Here is a 16,027-nt window from a genome sequence, read left to right as displayed (position 1 = left end):
GGGAACTTCATGACGATGACACTGCATTCCCATACCGCCGTTCCGCCCAGCCGCCTGCAATTGGCGATCGCCTGGGCGCACCGCAACCTGTTCTCCAGTTGGGCGAATAGCCTGCTGACGCTGTTCTGCCTGTGGCTGATGTGGGTGCTGATCCCGCCGTTGCTCAACTGGACGATCTTCGACGCCAACTGGCTGGGCAGCAGCCGCACGGATTGCACCCGGGACGGCGCCTGCTGGGTGTTCGTTCATGCCCGCTTCGGCCAGTTTATGTACGGCCTGTACCCCACCGATGAACGCTGGCGCATCAACCTGGCCCTGTTGATCGGGCTGCTTTCCATTGCCCCGATGTTCTGGAAAGCCCTGCCGCGCCGTGGGCGCTACATCGCCTGCTGGGTAGTGGCTTACCCGATTGTGGTGTGGGTGCTGCTGTACGGCGGTCTGTTCGGCCTGCCGCTGGTTGAGACACGCCAATGGGGCGGCCTGACGTTAACGCTGATCATCGCCGCGGTCGGCATTGCCGGCGCGCTGCCGCTGGGGATCCTGCTGGCATTGGCGCGCCGCTCAACGCTGCCCATCGTGCGCGTGCTGTCGGTGGTGTTTATCGAATTCTGGCGTGGCGTGCCGCTGATTACCGTGCTGTTTATGTCCTCGGTGATGCTGCCGCTGTTCCTGGCCGAAGGCACCAATATCGACAAGCTGCTGCGGGCGCTGGTCGGGGTCATCATGTTCCAGTCCGCCTACGTGGCGGAAGTGGTGCGCGGCGGGCTGCAGGCGCTGCCGAAGGGGCAGTACGAAGCCGCGGAATCGCTTGGGTTGGGCTACTGGAAAACCCAGGGGCTGGTGATCCTGCCGCAGGCGCTGAAGCTGACGATCCCCGGCCTGGTCAACACCATCATCGCGCTGTTTAAAGACACCAGCCTGGTGATCATCATCGGCCTGTTCGATCTGTTCAGCAGCGTGCAGCAGGCAACGGTCGATCCGGCCTGGCTGGGCATGTCGACCGAAGGCTACGTGTTTGCCGCCGCCATCTATTGGGTTTTCTGTTTCAGCATGTCGCGTTACAGCCAGCATTTGGAAAAACGCTTTAATACCGGACGTTCCAACCACTGAGGTCAAGCATGAATAACACTACTACCGCCGGCGAAAAAATGATGATCACGCTGGACAACGTCAACAAGTGGTACGGGCAGTTCCACGTATTGAAAGACATTAACCTGCAAGTGCGCCCCGGCGAGCGCATCGTGCTGTGCGGGCCATCCGGCTCGGGCAAATCCACCACCATCCGCTGCATCAACCATTTGGAAGAGCACCAGCAGGGCAAGATCACCGTGGATGGGATCACGCTGGACGGCAATCTGCGCAACATCGAGCGGGTGCGCACCGAAGTCGGCATGGTGTTCCAGCACTTTAACCTGTTCCCACACCTGACGGTGTTGCAAAACTGCACGCTGGCGCCATGCTGGGTGCGTAATATGCCGAAGAAAGAGGCGGAGGAGCTGGCGATGCATTATCTGGAGCGGGTGCGGATTGCCGAGCATGCGATGAAGTTCCCAGGGCAGCTGTCCGGCGGCCAACAACAACGTGTGGCGATCGCCCGTTCACTGTGCATGAAGCCGAAGATCATGCTGTTTGATGAGCCCACCTCTGCGCTGGATCCGGAAATGGTGAAAGAAGTGCTGGATACCATGATTGGGCTGGCGAACGACGGTATGACGATGCTGTGCGTAACCCATGAGATGGGGTTTGCCCGCACCGTGGCCGACCGGGTGATCTTTATGGATCGCGGTGAGATCGTGGAGCAGGCACCGCCACTGGAGTTCTTCAGCAATCCGAAATCAGAACGCACCCAGGCGTTCCTGGCGCAGGTGATTCACTAATCTCCCCTCACCCAACCCTCTCCCAGCGGGAGAGGGCTTAATTCCGTGCACGATCTGTCCCCTCTCCCAATGGGAGAGGGCTTAATTCCGTGCACGATCTGTCCCCTCTCCCAATGGGAGAGGGCTTAATTCCGTGCACGATCTGTCCCCTCTCCCTGTGGGAGAGGGTTAGGGTGAGGGCGGGAGCGAGCAACCCCGTCACCACATCAGTTGCCCAATCATCGGTGCGGAAACCACGGTGATAATCCCGGCCAGCATCATCACCAGGCTGGACACCACGCCCTCCTCCGGCCCCATTTCATAGGCCCTGGCGGTGCCCGCGCCGTGCGAAGACGCCCCCAGCCCGGCGCCTTTCGCCAGGCGGCTGCGCACCATCAGCCGCAGGAACAGAATATCCCCCACCGCCATGCCGAACACCCCGGTGATCACCACAAACAGCGCCACCAAATCCGGCTGGCCGCCCATCTGTTTGGCCGCTTCCAGCGCGAACGGCGTGGTAATCGAGCGCACCGCCAAACTGCGCTGCACCGCTTCAGGCAGCGTCATCAAACGCGCCAGCCACACCGAACTGTAAACGGCCACCAGCATGGAAGTGACCACGCCAACGCTCAGCGACAGCCAATGGCGGCGAATAATATGCAGGTTTTCATACACCGGCACCGCAAAGGCAATGGTGGCCGGGCCAAGCAGCCACAGCAGCCAGTGGGTTTCCCCGAGGTAATCCTGGTAGGAGACGTGGGTGAGCACCAGCAGCAAAACCAACACCAGCGGCGTCAGTACCAACGGCATCAGCAACAGGTTCCGGCGGCGGCGGTACAGCACCTTATTGGCGAAATACAGCGCCAGCGTTACCGCAAAGCAGGCCAGGCTGATAATAAAATCACTCATTGCCGTTTACGCCGCTGTAGCCAGATTTCAAACCGATACACCCGATCGACCACCAACCCGGTGGCGCCCAGCGTCAACATGGTGCTGACGGCGATCACCAGAAAAATCTTCCAGCCTTCCACCATCAGCAACTGCGCGTAATTCACCACCGCCACCACCGCCGGGACAAAGAACAGCAGCATTTCCGCCAGCAGCCAGCGTGAGCCGGCTTTCACCCAGTTCAACGGCAAAATGCGCAGCAGAATCAACGCCAGCAACAGCATCATGCCGATGATGTTGGCCGGCAGCGGCAGATGAAAGTGCTGCACCAACCGATCGGCGATCACAAACAGTACCGCGTACAGCACCACCTGAACCGGCACCTGCAGGCGGTTCAACAGGGAAGGCGCCGCTGGGCGTAACGCCAAAGACATGGCAAACCACCTCAAATTCCATCGAAAAAATCAGAAATAACAGTATACGTAGCCAAGAAACCAGAGATGAAATGAATTAAAATTATCAACATCATGCCGGACGGGAATAGTTTCTCACCGGTATTGCCCATCAGGAGAACCTACCGTGGATGTCCGCACCCTGCGCTATTTTGTTGAAGTGGTCCGCCAGCAGAGCTTTACCCACGCGGCGGAAAAGCTGTTTGTGACCCAGCCGACCATCAGCAAGATGCTGCGCCACCTGGAAGAAGAGCTGGAATGCACATTGTTGATCCGCGAAGGGCGCAGGCTGCGTTTGACCGACAGCGGCCAGGCGGTGTATCAGCGTGGGCTGGCGATCCTGGATGAGTTCCGCCAGTTAGAAACCGAGCTGGACGATATCAGCGCGGTCAAAAAAGGCGTGTTGCGCCTGGGCATTCCACCGATGGTGGGCCGGCAGATCGCCGATTTAATCCGCCAGTTTCGCCAGCGTTACCCCGGCATTGAGCTGCGTATTTCCGAACTGGGCGGCCTGTCAGGCGAGCAGGCAGTCATCGCCGGCGAGCTGGATCTGGCACTGACCGCCTACTCACCCGATTCCGAACAACCGCTCACCTTTCTCCCCCTGCTGGAACACCCGATGTGCGTCGTGGTGCCGCGCACCGCGCACTGGCAAAAGCGCACCGCCATCGATATTATCGAATTGGCCAACTCGCCGATCCTGATTTATAACGAAGACTTCGTGCTGTACAAGATGCTGATGGCGGCGTTCCGGCGGGCCGGGATAGAGCCGCAAATCGCCGTGCGCAGCGGCCAGTGGGATTTTTTGGCTTCCATGGTGCAGGCGGGCGTGGGCATCGCCATGCTGCCGGAGCCGGTGTGCCGGTGGCTGGATAAAGACAGCCTGCTTTGGCTGCCGCTGGCGCCGCGTATGGCCTGGAGCGTGGGGCTGATCTGGCGCCAGGGCAGCTACCTTTCCCACAGCGCGCAGGCGTGGATCGCCTGCTGCCGCGATATCTACCCGCTGGCAAAATAGCCCGGCGCAAACAACAAGGGCCGCTCACGGCGGCCCCTGCGATAATGCCCGGTGTCTACCCTTCGCGCTCGACCAGCAGCGCTTCGAGCAGATCCAGATCGTGCAGCAGTTTTTGCAGCGTTTCATTGCTGATCTTCTGCGTGGCGCGCAGGTGATACAGCTCGCCGCGCTCCGCACGCAGCGCCGTCAGGCGGAAACGCCGTTCCAGATTCTCCAGCGCCAGCGCATTTTCGATATCGTCCTTGCTGGCGATACGCCGCCGCAGCGTGCCAATCACCCGTGAACTGATCTCTTTTAGGATCTGCGGGTCGATATTCTCTTCGCTGTCGGCCGCCAGCCGCTCTTCCATTTTGTGAATGCTCTCAATCGCCACTTCCGCCGCCATGGCGATCGCCATACGTTCTTCACCTTTGCTGACGCTAACGTCCGCCACCTGTACGCCGCGCAACAGCAGCGGCAGCGCCAGCACGCCGATCACCAACGACAGCAGGATCACCCCGGCGGCGATAAACACCAGTTGATAACGCGCCGGGAACGCCGAGCCGTCGCTCAACAGCAACGGGATAGAAAGCACACCCGCCAGCGTGATGGCGCCGCGTACACCGGCAAATGATGCCACCCACAGTTCACGGGTGGTATAGCTGCCGAACAGCAGCGGGCGTTTCTTCAGAAAACGCCGGCTGGCCCCCTTCATCAACCAGAGCCAACTGAAGCGCAGCAGCAGCAGCGCGGCGTAGATCACCGCCACATCGGTAAACAGGTACCAGGTTTCAATCGTCGGATCGAGCTCGGCCTGCAGGATGGAGGTTTCCAGGATGCCCGGCAACTGCAGCCCCAACATGATGAATACCATGCCGTTGAAGACAAACTCCAACATCGCCCATACGCTGTTGGCGCGCAGGCGCATCGCCAGCGGCGCATTGCGGATAACGCCGGACTGGCTGATGGTCATCCCTGCCGCCACCGCCGCCAGGATGCCGGATACGCCGATATGTTCCGCTATCAGATAGGAGGCGAACGGCAGCAGCAGCAGGAACACGATCTGCGTCGCCGGATCGTCCCCGCTCCAGCGGCTCATCATGCGCAGCGATTTACTGTAGGTCCAGGTGACCGCGACCCCGGCCAACAGACCGCCAATCGCTACCTTTAAGAATTCCAGCGTGGCGCCGCCGACGGTAAACACCATGGTGCCCATCGCCACCGCAATGGCAAACTTCAGCGAAACCAGGCCCGACGCGTCGTTCATCAACGCTTCGCCTTCCAGCACGCCCATGATCGTTTTCGGGATACGCCCTTTGCCGACAATGCCGGACAGCGCCACGGCATCGGTCGGTGAGAGCACGGCAGCCAGCGCAAACGCCGCCACCAGCGGGATGCCCGGCACCATCGCATAAATCAGGTAGCCCACGCCAACCACCGTCACCAGCACTAAGGCCAGCGCCAGGCCAAGGATCTCCCGGCCGTGGTGAATAAATTCACGCGTTGGGGTTTTCCAACCGTCGGCAAACAGCAGAGGCGGAATAAACAGCACTAAAAACAGCTCGGGATCGAAATCGACATGCAGCCCAAAATGTGGCCAGGCCAACAGGGCCCCTATCGCAATCTGCATTAACGGCAACGGCACCTGGAACGGCAACATGCGCGTTACCACCCCAGAAAGCGAAACCACCAGGATCAAAATGAGGATTGTAAAAAAGATTTCCATGCTTTCCTTAGACTCTACGGTTCAAACTACCAAGGCGTGTTACCAAAGTATCTGCCGATGATAGATCACTTTTTTTACAGTGGATAAAACTTGTTGTGCCTTTCAGAAAGGCCTGAGGGGAAATACGCCACGGCAGCGGCGCATGTCAAGGATAATGCGCCGCTGCCGGGTTGCCCCGCCGGGAACGGCGGGGGAAAAGCAAACTCAGATCGCCCAGCCGCCGGCATAAAATGCCACCAGCGCCACCGCGATCAACACCGTGCCGATGTTCAGCTTGCGCCACTCGCCGGCGAAGATGCGGCCAATCACCAGCGCGCTAAAGCCCAGCATAATGCCGGTAACGATATTGCAGGTCAGTACGATAAACACCGCGCACAGCAGGCCGGCCATCGCATCCACAAAGTCGTTGAAATCCAGCTTGGTTACGTTGCTCAGCATCAACAGGCCCACGTACATCAGCGCAGGCGCCGTCGCATAGGCTGGCACCAGATAAGAGAGCGGCGACAGAAACAGGATCAGCAGGAACAGGATGCCAACCACGGTGGCCGTCAGGCCGGTTTTGCCGCCCGCTGCGGTGCCCGCGGCGGATTCGATGTACACCGCTGCCGGCGAAGCCCCCACCAGGCCGGAGAATATGCTGCTCAGGGAGTCGGAAGTCAGCGCCTTGCCGCCGCTGATGATCTGCCCGTCTTTATCCAGCAGGTTCGCCTGCCCCGCCACGGCGCGGATCGTGCCGGTGGCGTCAAATATCGCCGTCATGACCAGCGCCAGCACGCTCGGCAACACCACCGGCTGCAACGCCCCCATGATGTCCAGGCTGAAAATCAGCGAGTTACCGTTGGCATCCGCCAGGCTCGGCATCGCAAACAGCCCCTGATATTTCACTGCCGGATCGAATATCAAGCCGATAATTGAAATCGCGATAATCACCAGCAGGATGCCGCCCGGTACCCGCCGCTTTTCCAGCCCGAAGATCGCCGCCAGCCCCAGCAACGTCATCACCACCGGGAAAGAGGTAAAGGCACCGAGCGCCACCGGCAGCCCGTCCAGCGGATTTTTTACCACCAGGCCAACGCCGTTGGCGGCGATCAGCAGCAGGAACAGGCCAATACCGATGCCGGTGCCATGCGCCACGCCCATCGGCAGGTTACGCAGGATCCAGGCACGGATGCCGGTCACCGAAATCACGGTGAACAAAATCCCCATCAGGAACACCGCGCCCAGCGCTACCGGAATGCTGATATGTTGGCCCAGCACCAGGCTGAAGGCGGTAAACGCCGTCAGCGAAATGGCACAGCCAATCGCCATCGGCAGGTTGGCCCACAGCCCCATCAACAGCGAACCAAAACCGGTGACCAGACAGGTGGCGACAAACACCGCCGTGGGGGGAAAACCCGCCTTGCCAAGCATGCTCGGCACCACGATCACCGAGTAGACCATCGCCAGAAAGGTGGTTAACCCGGCCACCACTTCCTGACGCACGTTACTGCCCCGTTCTGAAAGTTTAAAAAATGCGTCAAGCCCGCCTTTCGGCTGAGAATTCGACATATGCTTACCCCTGTGATCATCCCGGCCATTGTTATACCCTTCATACTTCAAGTTGCAGGTGTGTTGGCTTTCCTCGCTCACCCCAGTCACTTACTCCAGTAAGCTCCTGGGGATTCGCTGCGTTGCCGCCTTCCCGCAACTCGAATTATTTTGGGTATATATGGCCTTATTGTTTCCGCGTTGAGCCATGGCGAAACGCCGTTGCCAGGTTTCACCCCACACTTTTCCCTAACGCCGCAACATGCAGCGCGAAAAAAGCAAACGTTTTAGCGTTTAACGCCTGGTGCGCGTCATTTATGATGTTTTATGCAAAGCAAACGATTATCCAACCTTCCGCACCGTCTAATCAATGAAAAACAGCGACAAAATATGCACAAAGGCATTAATGCTAATCATCAGCGAAAATGTGGGCTTTGTCACATAAATAATCGATGGATAGCAACCTGAAATGCGCCCCTTCCAACGCCCATCTCGGGATAAAGGATTGGCGTTGGCAATGTTGGGTTAACGCAGCAATTCAAACGGGCCGCCCTGCTGCAGGGCGCGTTGATAAGCAGGGCGGGCATGGATGCGTTGCAAGAAATCGCTCAACTGCGGGCAACCGTTCAGGCCGCCGCGCGCCGCCATCGCTTCGATAGGGAAGCTCATCTGGATGTCGGCGGCGCTGAAGTCATTGCCGACAAACCAGGCGTTCTTGGCCAGGTGTTGTTCAAGATAAGCGCGGTGGCCGGCAATCTGTTTATCCAGGTATTCACGCTGAACCCCTTTGCCGATTGCCCCCGCCAGCGGGCGCATCAGCCAGGGCATCGGCGGGTGATCCAAACGGCCAAACACCAGTTTCATCACCAGCAGCGGCATTAACGACCCTTCAGCATAATGCAGCCAATAGCGGTACTGCTGGCGCGCGTGAAAGTCGGTGGGCATAAACAGGCCCTGCGCATCATAGGCCTCTTGCAGGTATTCAATGATGGCGCCCGATTCCGCCAGCACCAGATCGCCATCCTCAATCACGGGCGACTTGCCCAGCGGATGTACCTTTTTCAGCGCCGGCGGCGCCAGCATGGTCACGCTATCGCGCTGATAGCGCTGCACCTGGTACGGCACGTTCAATTCTTCCAGGAACCACAGAATACGCTGCGAACGCGAGTTGTTCAGGTGGTGGACAATAATCATAGCGACACTCCGGTTGGTTGCCGCCCCGGCGAGACGTGGTGATAGGGGCCGGGGTATAACGCGGCGCCAGTGGGTTACGGGCAGCAGGCGCCCGCCAGTTGTAAGCGTAGTGGCGATCACGGTATCCCGCCATGACCAACGCCCAACGCGCATTAATCAGTCAATTAATTTGACTGATTAGCTCAAAACTCTCCGATTTCCTCCGCCCGGGCAGAGGGCTATTATTCAACACATCGAGAGGAAACGCCCTCTCATCTAACAAACAAGCCAAGGAATTTATCATGAAAAGCATCAAAATTTTTGTTACCGCACTGCTGCTGACCACCGCTTCTTTTGCCACTGTCGCCGCTGACCATATCAGCAGCCAACCGGCTGAAGGCGCGCAAAAAATCGGCGTGATTTCCGTCACCGGTGCTTCCAGCCTGAGCTCACTGGAAAGCGAACTGGCCAGCAAAGCCGCCGCATCCGGCGCCAGCGCCTACCGCATCACCGCTGTCGGCGGCCAGAACAAACTGTACGGCACCGCAGAAATCTTCAACTAATGACTAACCCCGCCAGGTTATTCAAAAAATGCCAGCCAGCGCCGCCTGCCTGGCATTTTCTTTAGCTCGCTCCACCCGCCGCTCATCGCCTCAAAAACAGCGGCGCCATGTTGCCTCTCACTGGGTGTAACCTTGCGGGTGACGGGACTGCCAACGCCAGGTATCCCGCGCCATGTCGTCAAGATTACGGGTTACCCGCCAATTCAGCTCCCTCTCGGCCTTGCTGGCATCCGCCCAATAGGCAGGCAGATCGCCCTCGCGGCGCGGAGCAAAATGGTAACTGATGGGTTTACCGCAGGCGTTGCTGAACGCGTTAACCACCTGCAGAACGCTGCTGCCGACCCCGGCGCCCAGGTTATAAATATGCACGCCGGGTTTACCCGCCAGTTGCTGCATCGCGATAACGTGGCCGTCGGCCAAATCCATCACATGAATATAATCACGCACACCAGTGCCGTCCGGCGTGGGGTAGTCATTGCCGAACACCGCCAGCGACGCCAGGCGGCCTACGGCAACCTGTGCGATATAGGGCATCAGGTTATTCGGAATGCCCTGCGGATCTTCCCCCAGATCGCCCGAGGGGTGCGCGCCGATCGGGTTAAAATAACGCAAGATGGCAATGCTCCAGGCCGGCTGGGCGTGGTGCAGATCGGCCAGTATCTGTTCCACCATCAGCTTGCTTTTGCCGTAGGGGCTTGTTGGCGTGCCGGTTGGGAAGCTTTCAACATAGGGAATGTTCGGCTGATCGCCGTACACTGTGGCGGAAGAGCTAAAAATCAGGTTGTTGACGTTGGCGGCGCGCATCGCGCAAAGCAGGCGCAGCGTACCGTTAACGTTGTTATCGTAGTATTCCAGTGGCTTGACGGCCGACTCGCCCACCGCCTTAAGGCCTGCAAAATGGATCACCGCCTCAATGGCATAATCACCCAGCATCTCCGCCACCAAGGCTTGGTGACGAATATCGCCTTCCACGAAGATGGGCCGTTTGCCGCCGAGGCGCTCGATGACCGGCAGCACGCTGCATTTACTGTTGGAAAGATTATCAAGAATGATAACGTCGTGGCCCTGCTGCAATAATTGTACGCAGGCATGGCTCCCTATGTAACCGATACCACCCGTAACCAATACCCTCATGACGTGCTCCTTTAGCGTATTTAATGCGCTAAAAATAGCATGGGCGGCAGGTGAAAAGTGTGATATCCACGATATTAATGTAATCGATTACAACGCTATGGGTCACCACGGTGGGCCGCTTTCAGCCAGGGGTTCTGTCATTGAGATACGCCGTTCCCTTTGGCGAAGACCATGCCGCACGGCGCGGCATTTACCGGCTAAGCTGATGCGCAATCGCCTGCAACTGTTCGGCAATCGCCTGCAGATTGTTGCCGGACTCCCGTTTTGGGCCGGTTGATTGGCGCACAATCAGCTGAGCTGGCAGGATCGAAGAGCTTCTCGACACTTCGTTCTCGTTGGAATCAAGAATACGGCGCACCGCTTCTTTTCCCTGCAAATCCAGATCCAAGGAAACCGTGGTCAGCGCCGGGTGAAAAAACGAGCTTTCATAGGTGCCGTCATACCCCACGATGGATTTTTCGCCCGGTATTGAAATTTGGTGCTGATGGAACGCGCTAAGCACGCCGAGCGCCATTTGATCGTTCGCCACCAGTACGGCGCTAAAATCAGGAGTTTCCCGCAGCATCTGCAACGCCCCAACGTAGCCACTCTGCGCGTCCCAATTCCCGTATACCACGCTGGCCGGCTCCAGGCCGTAACCGGCCAGCGTCTCCAGCCAACTTTTGAGCCTTAACTTCGCCGACACGGAACTTTCCGGCCCCGCCAGCAGGGCGATATCGCGGTGCCCCAGATCATAGAGGTACTTGACGCTGGCACGCGTGCCGTCCGCAGGATTGAAAGAGACATTAAACACAGCGCTATAAGGATCAACGTCGAGGAACAGGCAGACAATATCGTCGTTATCGGTGGCGATTTTTTGCGCCAACTCCGTCTCTAGCGGGACGTTAATGATAACCTTATCAACCAACTGAGACTTGAGTTTGTTGATTGATTTTTGGATATTTTGATTGACGTTCTCATCAATCATCGAAATAAGCACCTCGTATCCTTCAAGGTTCGCATAACGCTTTATCGCCGCGGCGACCTGTGAAGGCGCATGCAACGCCAACGATGTCGTCACCAGGCCAATGGTCTGGCTTTGCTTGCCGACCAGTTGCTGAGCCAGGCGGTTTGGCACATAGCGCAATAGTTCTATGGATTTCTCGACCTTGCGGCGCGTGGCTTCCGATACGTTCGCCGATTTATTAAGCACCCTGGATACCGTCTGGTAGGACACACCCGCATGACGGGCCACATCTTCTAATGTTGCGCTTTTAGACTTCATGATCCGGTTCCTTGTGTTGTCATGCATTGATTGTAACAGGGGCCATTGAAAAAAACGCTCACCGCCCTTCCCGATGGCAAAAAAAAGCCAATAAAGTACTACGCTCACATATTACCAATACGCGAACAAACTCACCAATCCTGACAAAAACCACGCATTTATTTGCACTTAATCACAATATCTTAATCATCAATTTGCCTGTTTTTACATTTAGGCATTCTATGACATCAATTATGTGAACGTAATACAAACGATAAGAGGCTACTATGAACACAACTCTACGCGCCGCATCCATTGCGTTAGCGACTGCACTGGCTTCACCTTCACTGCTCGCTGCCGCAAACCCTATCGATTTTCATGGTTACCTGCGCTCCGGCGTCGGCGTCTCACGCGATGGCGGTATGGAAGAGTGGCAAAAAAATAAGCTTGGCCGGCTGGGCAATGAAGCGGATACCTATGGCGAACTGGAGCTGGGCTCCGAGGTGTATAAGAAAAACGATGTCAGTTTTTATCTCGACAGTATGGTCAGCATGGTGTCCGACGGCTCGAACGATAACGAAACCACGTTCGGGGATGATGCCGAATTCGGCCTGCGCCAGTTGAATCTGCAAATCAAAGGGCTGATCCCCGGCGATCCTAACGCGGTGATTTGGGGCGGGAAACGCTACTATCAACGCCACGATCTGCACATCATTGATACCAAATACTGGAACATTTCAGGTTCCGGCGCCGGGATAGAAAACTACACGTTCGGCCCCGGCGCCATTTCCGTGGCCTGGATCCGTGGCGATGCCAATGACGTCGACTACCGCGTTGATGGCGATAGCAATGTCAATATCAACTATATCGACCTGCGCTATGCGGGCTGGAAACCCTGGAATGGCGCCTGGACGGAATTCGGCATTGATTACGCCATGCCGAATCCAACCAATAAACAAAAAGCCTACGGCGGGCTTTATGATGCCGACAATGGCGTGATGCTGACCGGCGAAATCAGCCAGGATATGCTGGGCGGTTACAACAAACTGGTTCTACAGTATGCGAACAAAGGGCTGGCACAAAACATGGTTTCGCAGGGCGGCGGCTGGTACGACATGTGGAACTATGTCAACGATGCGACAGGCTACCGTGTTATCAACACCGGTTTGATTCCCATTACAGACCGGCTGTCATTCAACCATGTCTTGACCTGGGGCTCGGCTGACAATCTCACGCAGGATACGGACAAATCGCGCTTAATCTCGCTGGTCGGGCGGGCACAATATCAGTTTACCGATTATGTGCGCCTGATTGGTGAAGCCGGTGGTTTTTACCAAAAAGACACCAATAAAGATGGCTCGCACTACAAACAAAGCGGTGAGAAATATACCGTTGCCTTAGGCCTGGCTGACGGGCCGGAGTTTATGTCGCGCCCGGAACTGCGCGTCTTCGCTTCTTACCTGAATGATTCAGAAAATGGCAAGTCGTTCCAGGACGGCACCGCCAATAACACCTGGAACTTTGGCGTACAGGTTGAAGCCTGGTGGTAATTGTTCGGCATTAGTCTCATTCATGGCATACGTTGATACCCTTCATACTTCCAATTGCAGGTGTGTTGGCTTTCCTGCGAATCGAATTATTTTGGGTATATTTCTACACACCGGAACGCTATTTTCTCGCCGTCGGATCATTTAGGAAAACAATACGGGCTAACCCATTATCGGTTATCTCGTATTCTTTATTAGCTTGCGGAAAAATGCTCTTCCAATAATTTACGCAACGCATCAGATTGTTTGCCAAAAATAGCATGCACCTGTTGGCCAAGAATAATAACGCCCAATGCCCCTTCTGTTTGCAACGCCGCCGAATTCACCAGGGAAAGATTTTTCACCGTTACCCGCAGGCGGGTAATACAGGCATCGACGTTTTCGATATTCGCATCACCGCCGAATGCAGTGACCAATCGCTGGATCTGTTGCTGCTCCGATTCGCTAAGTTTTACCGCCGGTTTAGCCGGTGAAAAATAGTGCAGGAATGATTTAACACTGACCATAATTAACTCCTCATTTTCTTCAGATAAGAAAACGCCTGTTATAAAAACAGGCGTACAAATGCGCTATACCCTTCATACTTCAAGTTGCAGGTGTGTTGGCTTGGTTACTCGGCCCATCCCTGGGCCTCGCCCCTTCGGGGCCGCTGCCAACAGCGTTCAAATCTGCTCCCAGCAGATTTGTCGCTCACCCCAGTCACTTACTCCAGTAAGCTCCTGGGGATTCGCTGCGTTGCCGCGTAATTCGGCCGTTCGGCCTCACCCCTACGGGGCCAGCGCTAGCGCTGTTCAAAAACGCTTTTGCGTTTTTGTCCTGCAACTCGAATTATTTTGGATATAATTATGCTTTACGGCTAACAATACGGCAGCCCCAGGGCGCCAGAACCACCTCCCCGCTAATGGCTTGCCGATCAATACAATCCGTGTACCCCGCCGGCAGCGTGAGCGTTTGCTGCTGCACGGTAAAATTCTGGATAAAGACAAATGCCGTTTCACCATCGGTACGCGCGGTGGCGACCACGCCAGGCGGGAAATGGCTTTCCACTGCGCGCGGCAGCCGAAGCGCATCAATGATGTGGCCGAAGAAATCACGCTGGAAGGCCAGATCGTTGCGAGAAGCCACATACCAGGCTTTGCCCTTGCCAAAGGGGTTCACGGTCACCGCCGGCTGGCCGGCATAAAAATCCGTACGGTACGTTGCCAGCGCCTGGGCGGATTCCGTATGAATCAAATCACACAGGTGGCGGGCCTGATACGGCCCCTGAAGGCCAGCGGCATTGCCCGCCAACCCCTGAACCAGGTTGTGCTCCCCCTCGCCCAGGCAGTCAATCTCTTCCGCCCAGACCCCTAACAGATTGCGCAACGGCCCCGGGAAACCACCGAGATGGCAAAGATCTGACTCATTCACGATCCCGCTCCAGTAAGTTGCCACAAAATGGCCGCCTGCGGCGACAAAGGCTTCCGCGCGTTCGGCAAAACCGTCGCGCACCATATACAGCATCGGGGCGATCACCAGCTGATAGTTGGCCAGATCGCAATCGGCATTGATCACGTCAACGGCAATGCCCTGTTCCCAGAATGGCCGATAGTGTTCGACGACCGTGTTTTCATACTCCAGCCCCAAATTGCGCGGCCCCTGCGCATCATCCATCGCCCAGCGGTTTTCCCAATCGAAAATAACGGCCACTTTGGCTTCGGTACGGCAGCCGACAACCCCTTGTAGCTGGCTTAGTATGTCGCCCAGTTTGCTGACTTCCCGCCCGGTGCGGGTATCGATATGGCCCACGTGATCGACCACCGCGCCGTGGAATTTCTCTACCGAGCCCCGGCTTTTACGCCACTGAAAATACTGCACCGTATCCGCGCCGTGCGCCACCGCCTGCAGCGATGAGAGAATATGCATACCCGGCTTTTTCAACTTACTGGTCGGTTGCCAGTTGGTCACGCTGGGCGTCGACTCCATCAATGCAAACGGCTTGCCCTGCTTCAGCGTGCGCATCAGGTCATGGTACATGGCGGTATAGCAGGCAAGGGTGGTTTCGTCCTTGTCGCGATGCCACATGGGGTAACTGTCCCAGGAAATAAAATCTAACGGCTCCGCCAGCTTCCAATAGTCGTAGTCGTAGAAATACTCCATAAAGTTGGTGGTCACCGGCAAATCGGCATTGGCGGCTTTCAGCGGAGCGATCTCATGCCGGCAAAAATCGGTGACCAGAGCGGTATTGAAGCGGCGCCAGTCCAGATTCAAGCCATGAATAGAAATTTCGCCCTGCGGCGCCGGCGATTCAATCTGCTGCCAATCGCTGTAGGTATGGCTCCAGAAGGTGCTCCACCAGGCATGATTAAGCGTATCCAGCGTCTGATAGCGCGCCTTCAGCCAGCCACGGAACTGCGCCTGGCAGCGTTCGCAGTGGCATTCTCCACCATATTCATTGGAAACATGCCAACCCAGCACGGCGGGATGATGAGCATAGCGCTCCGCTAACAGGCTGTTGATTTTCAATGTTTTATCACGATAAACCGGCGAGCTCATACAGTGATTATGGCGCCCGCCGTGCAGGGCGGGCACGCGATCGCGGCCCACCCGCAACACCTCGGGGTATTTCTGCGACATCCAGGCCGGCCGGGCGCCGCTCGGCGTGGCAAGAAACACGTGAATACCGGCCTGATAGAGTTTATCCAAAATGGCATCCAGCCACGCAAACGCAAATACGCCTTCCTGCGGTTCAAGCTTTGCCCAGCTAAAAATCCCCACGGACATGACGTTGCAATTTGCCTGCTGCATCATCGCAATGTCTTTATCAATAATATCCGGATAGTCTTCCCATTGTTCAGGGTTATAGTCTGCGCCATGCAATAAGGCATTGACCTTCAAACTTAAAGGCAAAAATTTATTCATAATGAAAACCCTAAGACTTACGA

General features: G+C 56.7%; 14 protein-coding genes. 5 read left to right on the top strand and 9 right to left on the bottom strand.

Translation table 11 applies throughout. From position 1 onward, the window contains the following. Positions 1-9: 9 nt before the first annotated feature. Together ABFX35_RS18625 and ABFX35_RS18620 are read left to right on the top strand one after the other, a co-directional pair. Positions 10-1,110 carry an amino acid ABC transporter permease gene (locus ABFX35_RS18625; protein ID WP_346082425.1) on the top strand — a complete coding sequence of 367 codons (1,101 nt, stop codon included), beginning with the start codon at positions 10-12 and terminating at the stop codon, positions 1,108-1,110. An 8-nt stretch (positions 1,111-1,118) separates the two neighbouring features. Next, positions 1,119-1,877, top strand: coding sequence for an amino acid ABC transporter ATP-binding protein (locus ABFX35_RS18620; RefSeq protein ID WP_165907063.1), 759 nt, complete (start codon positions 1,119-1,121; stop codon positions 1,875-1,877). A gap of 198 nt (positions 1,878-2,075) precedes the next feature. Here ABFX35_RS18620 and ABFX35_RS18615 read toward each other — a convergent pair whose 3' ends face one another. Then, positions 2,076-2,765 carry an LrgB family protein gene (locus ABFX35_RS18615; RefSeq protein WP_279025041.1) on the bottom strand — a complete coding sequence of 230 codons (690 nt, stop codon included), beginning with the start codon at positions 2,763-2,765 and terminating at the stop codon, positions 2,076-2,078. Further along, positions 2,762-3,178 carry a CidA/LrgA family protein gene (locus tag ABFX35_RS18610; RefSeq protein WP_121553366.1) on the bottom strand — a complete coding sequence of 139 codons (417 nt, stop codon included), beginning with the start codon at positions 3,176-3,178 and terminating at the stop codon, positions 2,762-2,764. The genes ABFX35_RS18615 and ABFX35_RS18610 overlap by 4 nt, the downstream gene beginning before the upstream one ends. A gap of 145 nt (positions 3,179-3,323) precedes the next feature. Here ABFX35_RS18610 and ABFX35_RS18605 point away from each other — a divergent pair, with 145 nt between their 5' ends. Further along, positions 3,324-4,211, top strand: a complete 888-nt coding sequence (locus tag ABFX35_RS18605; RefSeq protein ID WP_279025044.1) for a LysR family transcriptional regulator — start codon at positions 3,324-3,326, stop codon at positions 4,209-4,211. A gap of 55 nt (positions 4,212-4,266) precedes the next feature. Here ABFX35_RS18605 and ABFX35_RS18600 read toward each other — a convergent pair whose 3' ends face one another. The 3 genes from ABFX35_RS18600 to ABFX35_RS18590 all read right to left on the bottom strand — a co-directional run bounded on the left by ABFX35_RS18600 (position 4,267) and on the right by ABFX35_RS18590 (position 8,637). After that, the gene (locus ABFX35_RS18600) at positions 4,267-5,916 is read right to left on the bottom strand and encodes a Na+/H+ antiporter (protein ID WP_095846916.1); all 1,650 of its coding nucleotides are present in this window, start codon (positions 5,914-5,916) and stop codon (positions 4,267-4,269) included. A gap of 204 nt (positions 5,917-6,120) precedes the next feature. Further along, positions 6,121-7,464: an NCS2 family permease gene (locus tag ABFX35_RS18595; RefSeq protein ID WP_095846915.1), complete on the bottom strand. Its 1,344-nt coding sequence runs from the start codon at positions 7,462-7,464 to the stop codon at positions 6,121-6,123. A gap of 504 nt (positions 7,465-7,968) precedes the next feature. After that, positions 7,969-8,637: a glutathione S-transferase family protein gene (locus ABFX35_RS18590; RefSeq protein WP_279025082.1), complete on the bottom strand. Its 669-nt coding sequence runs from the start codon at positions 8,635-8,637 to the stop codon at positions 7,969-7,971. A 281-nt stretch (positions 8,638-8,918) separates the two neighbouring features. On the opposite strand from ABFX35_RS18590, the gene bhsA reads away from it, so the two are divergent. Continuing rightward, a complete protein-coding gene (bhsA, locus tag ABFX35_RS18585) occupies positions 8,919-9,179 on the top strand; it encodes a multiple stress resistance protein BhsA (RefSeq protein ID WP_346082424.1) in 261 nt (86 codons plus the stop codon). Positions 9,180-9,296: 117 nt separating this feature from the next. Here the strand turns inward: bhsA and galE are convergent, their stop codons facing one another. Together galE and ABFX35_RS18575 are read right to left on the bottom strand one after the other, a co-directional pair. Continuing rightward, positions 9,297-10,313: a UDP-glucose 4-epimerase GalE gene (galE, locus tag ABFX35_RS18580; protein ID WP_346082423.1), complete on the bottom strand. Its 1,017-nt coding sequence runs from the start codon at positions 10,311-10,313 to the stop codon at positions 9,297-9,299. Between the two features lie 190 nt (positions 10,314-10,503). Then, entirely contained in the window at positions 10,504-11,577 is a 1,074-nt protein-coding gene (locus ABFX35_RS18575) for a LacI family DNA-binding transcriptional regulator (RefSeq protein ID WP_346082422.1), read from the bottom strand. A gap of 266 nt (positions 11,578-11,843) precedes the next feature. On the opposite strand from ABFX35_RS18575, the gene ABFX35_RS18570 reads away from it, so the two are divergent. Next, entirely contained in the window at positions 11,844-13,106 is a 1,263-nt protein-coding gene (locus tag ABFX35_RS18570) for a maltoporin (RefSeq protein WP_279025054.1), read from the top strand. A 191-nt stretch (positions 13,107-13,297) separates the two neighbouring features. Here the strand turns inward: ABFX35_RS18570 and ABFX35_RS18565 are convergent, their stop codons facing one another. Both ABFX35_RS18565 and ABFX35_RS18560 read right to left on the bottom strand, forming a co-directional pair. Then, positions 13,298-13,609, bottom strand: a complete 312-nt coding sequence (locus ABFX35_RS18565) for a PTS sugar transporter subunit IIB (RefSeq protein ID WP_095846909.1) — start codon at positions 13,607-13,609, stop codon at positions 13,298-13,300. Positions 13,610-13,946: 337 nt separating this feature from the next. Next, positions 13,947-16,004 carry a beta-galactosidase gene (locus ABFX35_RS18560; RefSeq protein WP_346082421.1) on the bottom strand — a complete coding sequence of 686 codons (2,058 nt, stop codon included), beginning with the start codon at positions 16,002-16,004 and terminating at the stop codon, positions 13,947-13,949. Positions 16,005-16,027 lie beyond the last annotated feature (23 nt).

The organism is Gibbsiella dentisursi (assembly GCF_039539505.1).
GTDB classification, from domain to species: domain Bacteria; phylum Pseudomonadota; class Gammaproteobacteria; order Enterobacterales; family Enterobacteriaceae; genus Gibbsiella; species Gibbsiella quercinecans.
This window is presented reverse-complemented; position numbering and strand designations above follow the sequence as displayed.

Coding starts and splice junctions, on each gene's coding strand:
- ABFX35_RS18625 (WP_346082425.1), top strand. CDS start 10: ATGACGATGACACTGCATTCCCATACCGCCGTTCCGCCCAGCCGCCTG.
- ABFX35_RS18620 (WP_165907063.1), top strand. CDS start 1,119: ATGAATAACACTACTACCGCCGGCGAAAAAATGATGATCACGCTGGAC.
- ABFX35_RS18615 (WP_279025041.1), bottom strand. CDS start 2,765: ATGAGTGATTTTATTATCAGCCTGGCCTGCTTTGCGGTAACGCTGGCG.
- ABFX35_RS18610 (WP_121553366.1), bottom strand. CDS start 3,178: ATGTCTTTGGCGTTACGCCCAGCGGCGCCTTCCCTGTTGAACCGCCTG.
- ABFX35_RS18600 (WP_095846916.1), bottom strand. CDS start 5,916: ATGGAAATCTTTTTTACAATCCTCATTTTGATCCTGGTGGTTTCGCTT.
- ABFX35_RS18595 (WP_095846915.1), bottom strand. CDS start 7,464: ATGTCGAATTCTCAGCCGAAAGGCGGGCTTGACGCATTTTTTAAACTT.
- ABFX35_RS18590 (WP_279025082.1), bottom strand. CDS start 8,637: ATGATTATTGTCCACCACCTGAACAACTCGCGTTCGCAGCGTATTCTG.
- bhsA (WP_346082424.1), top strand. CDS start 8,919: ATGAAAAGCATCAAAATTTTTGTTACCGCACTGCTGCTGACCACCGCT.
- galE (WP_346082423.1), bottom strand. CDS start 10,313: ATGAGGGTATTGGTTACGGGTGGTATCGGTTACATAGGGAGCCATGCC.
- ABFX35_RS18575 (WP_346082422.1), bottom strand. CDS start 11,577: ATGAAGTCTAAAAGCGCAACATTAGAAGATGTGGCCCGTCATGCGGGT.
- ABFX35_RS18570 (WP_279025054.1), top strand. CDS start 11,844: ATGAACACAACTCTACGCGCCGCATCCATTGCGTTAGCGACTGCACTG.
- ABFX35_RS18565 (WP_095846909.1), bottom strand. CDS start 13,609: ATGGTCAGTGTTAAATCATTCCTGCACTATTTTTCACCGGCTAAACCG.
- ABFX35_RS18560 (WP_346082421.1), bottom strand. CDS start 16,004: ATGAATAAATTTTTGCCTTTAAGTTTGAAGGTCAATGCCTTATTGCAT.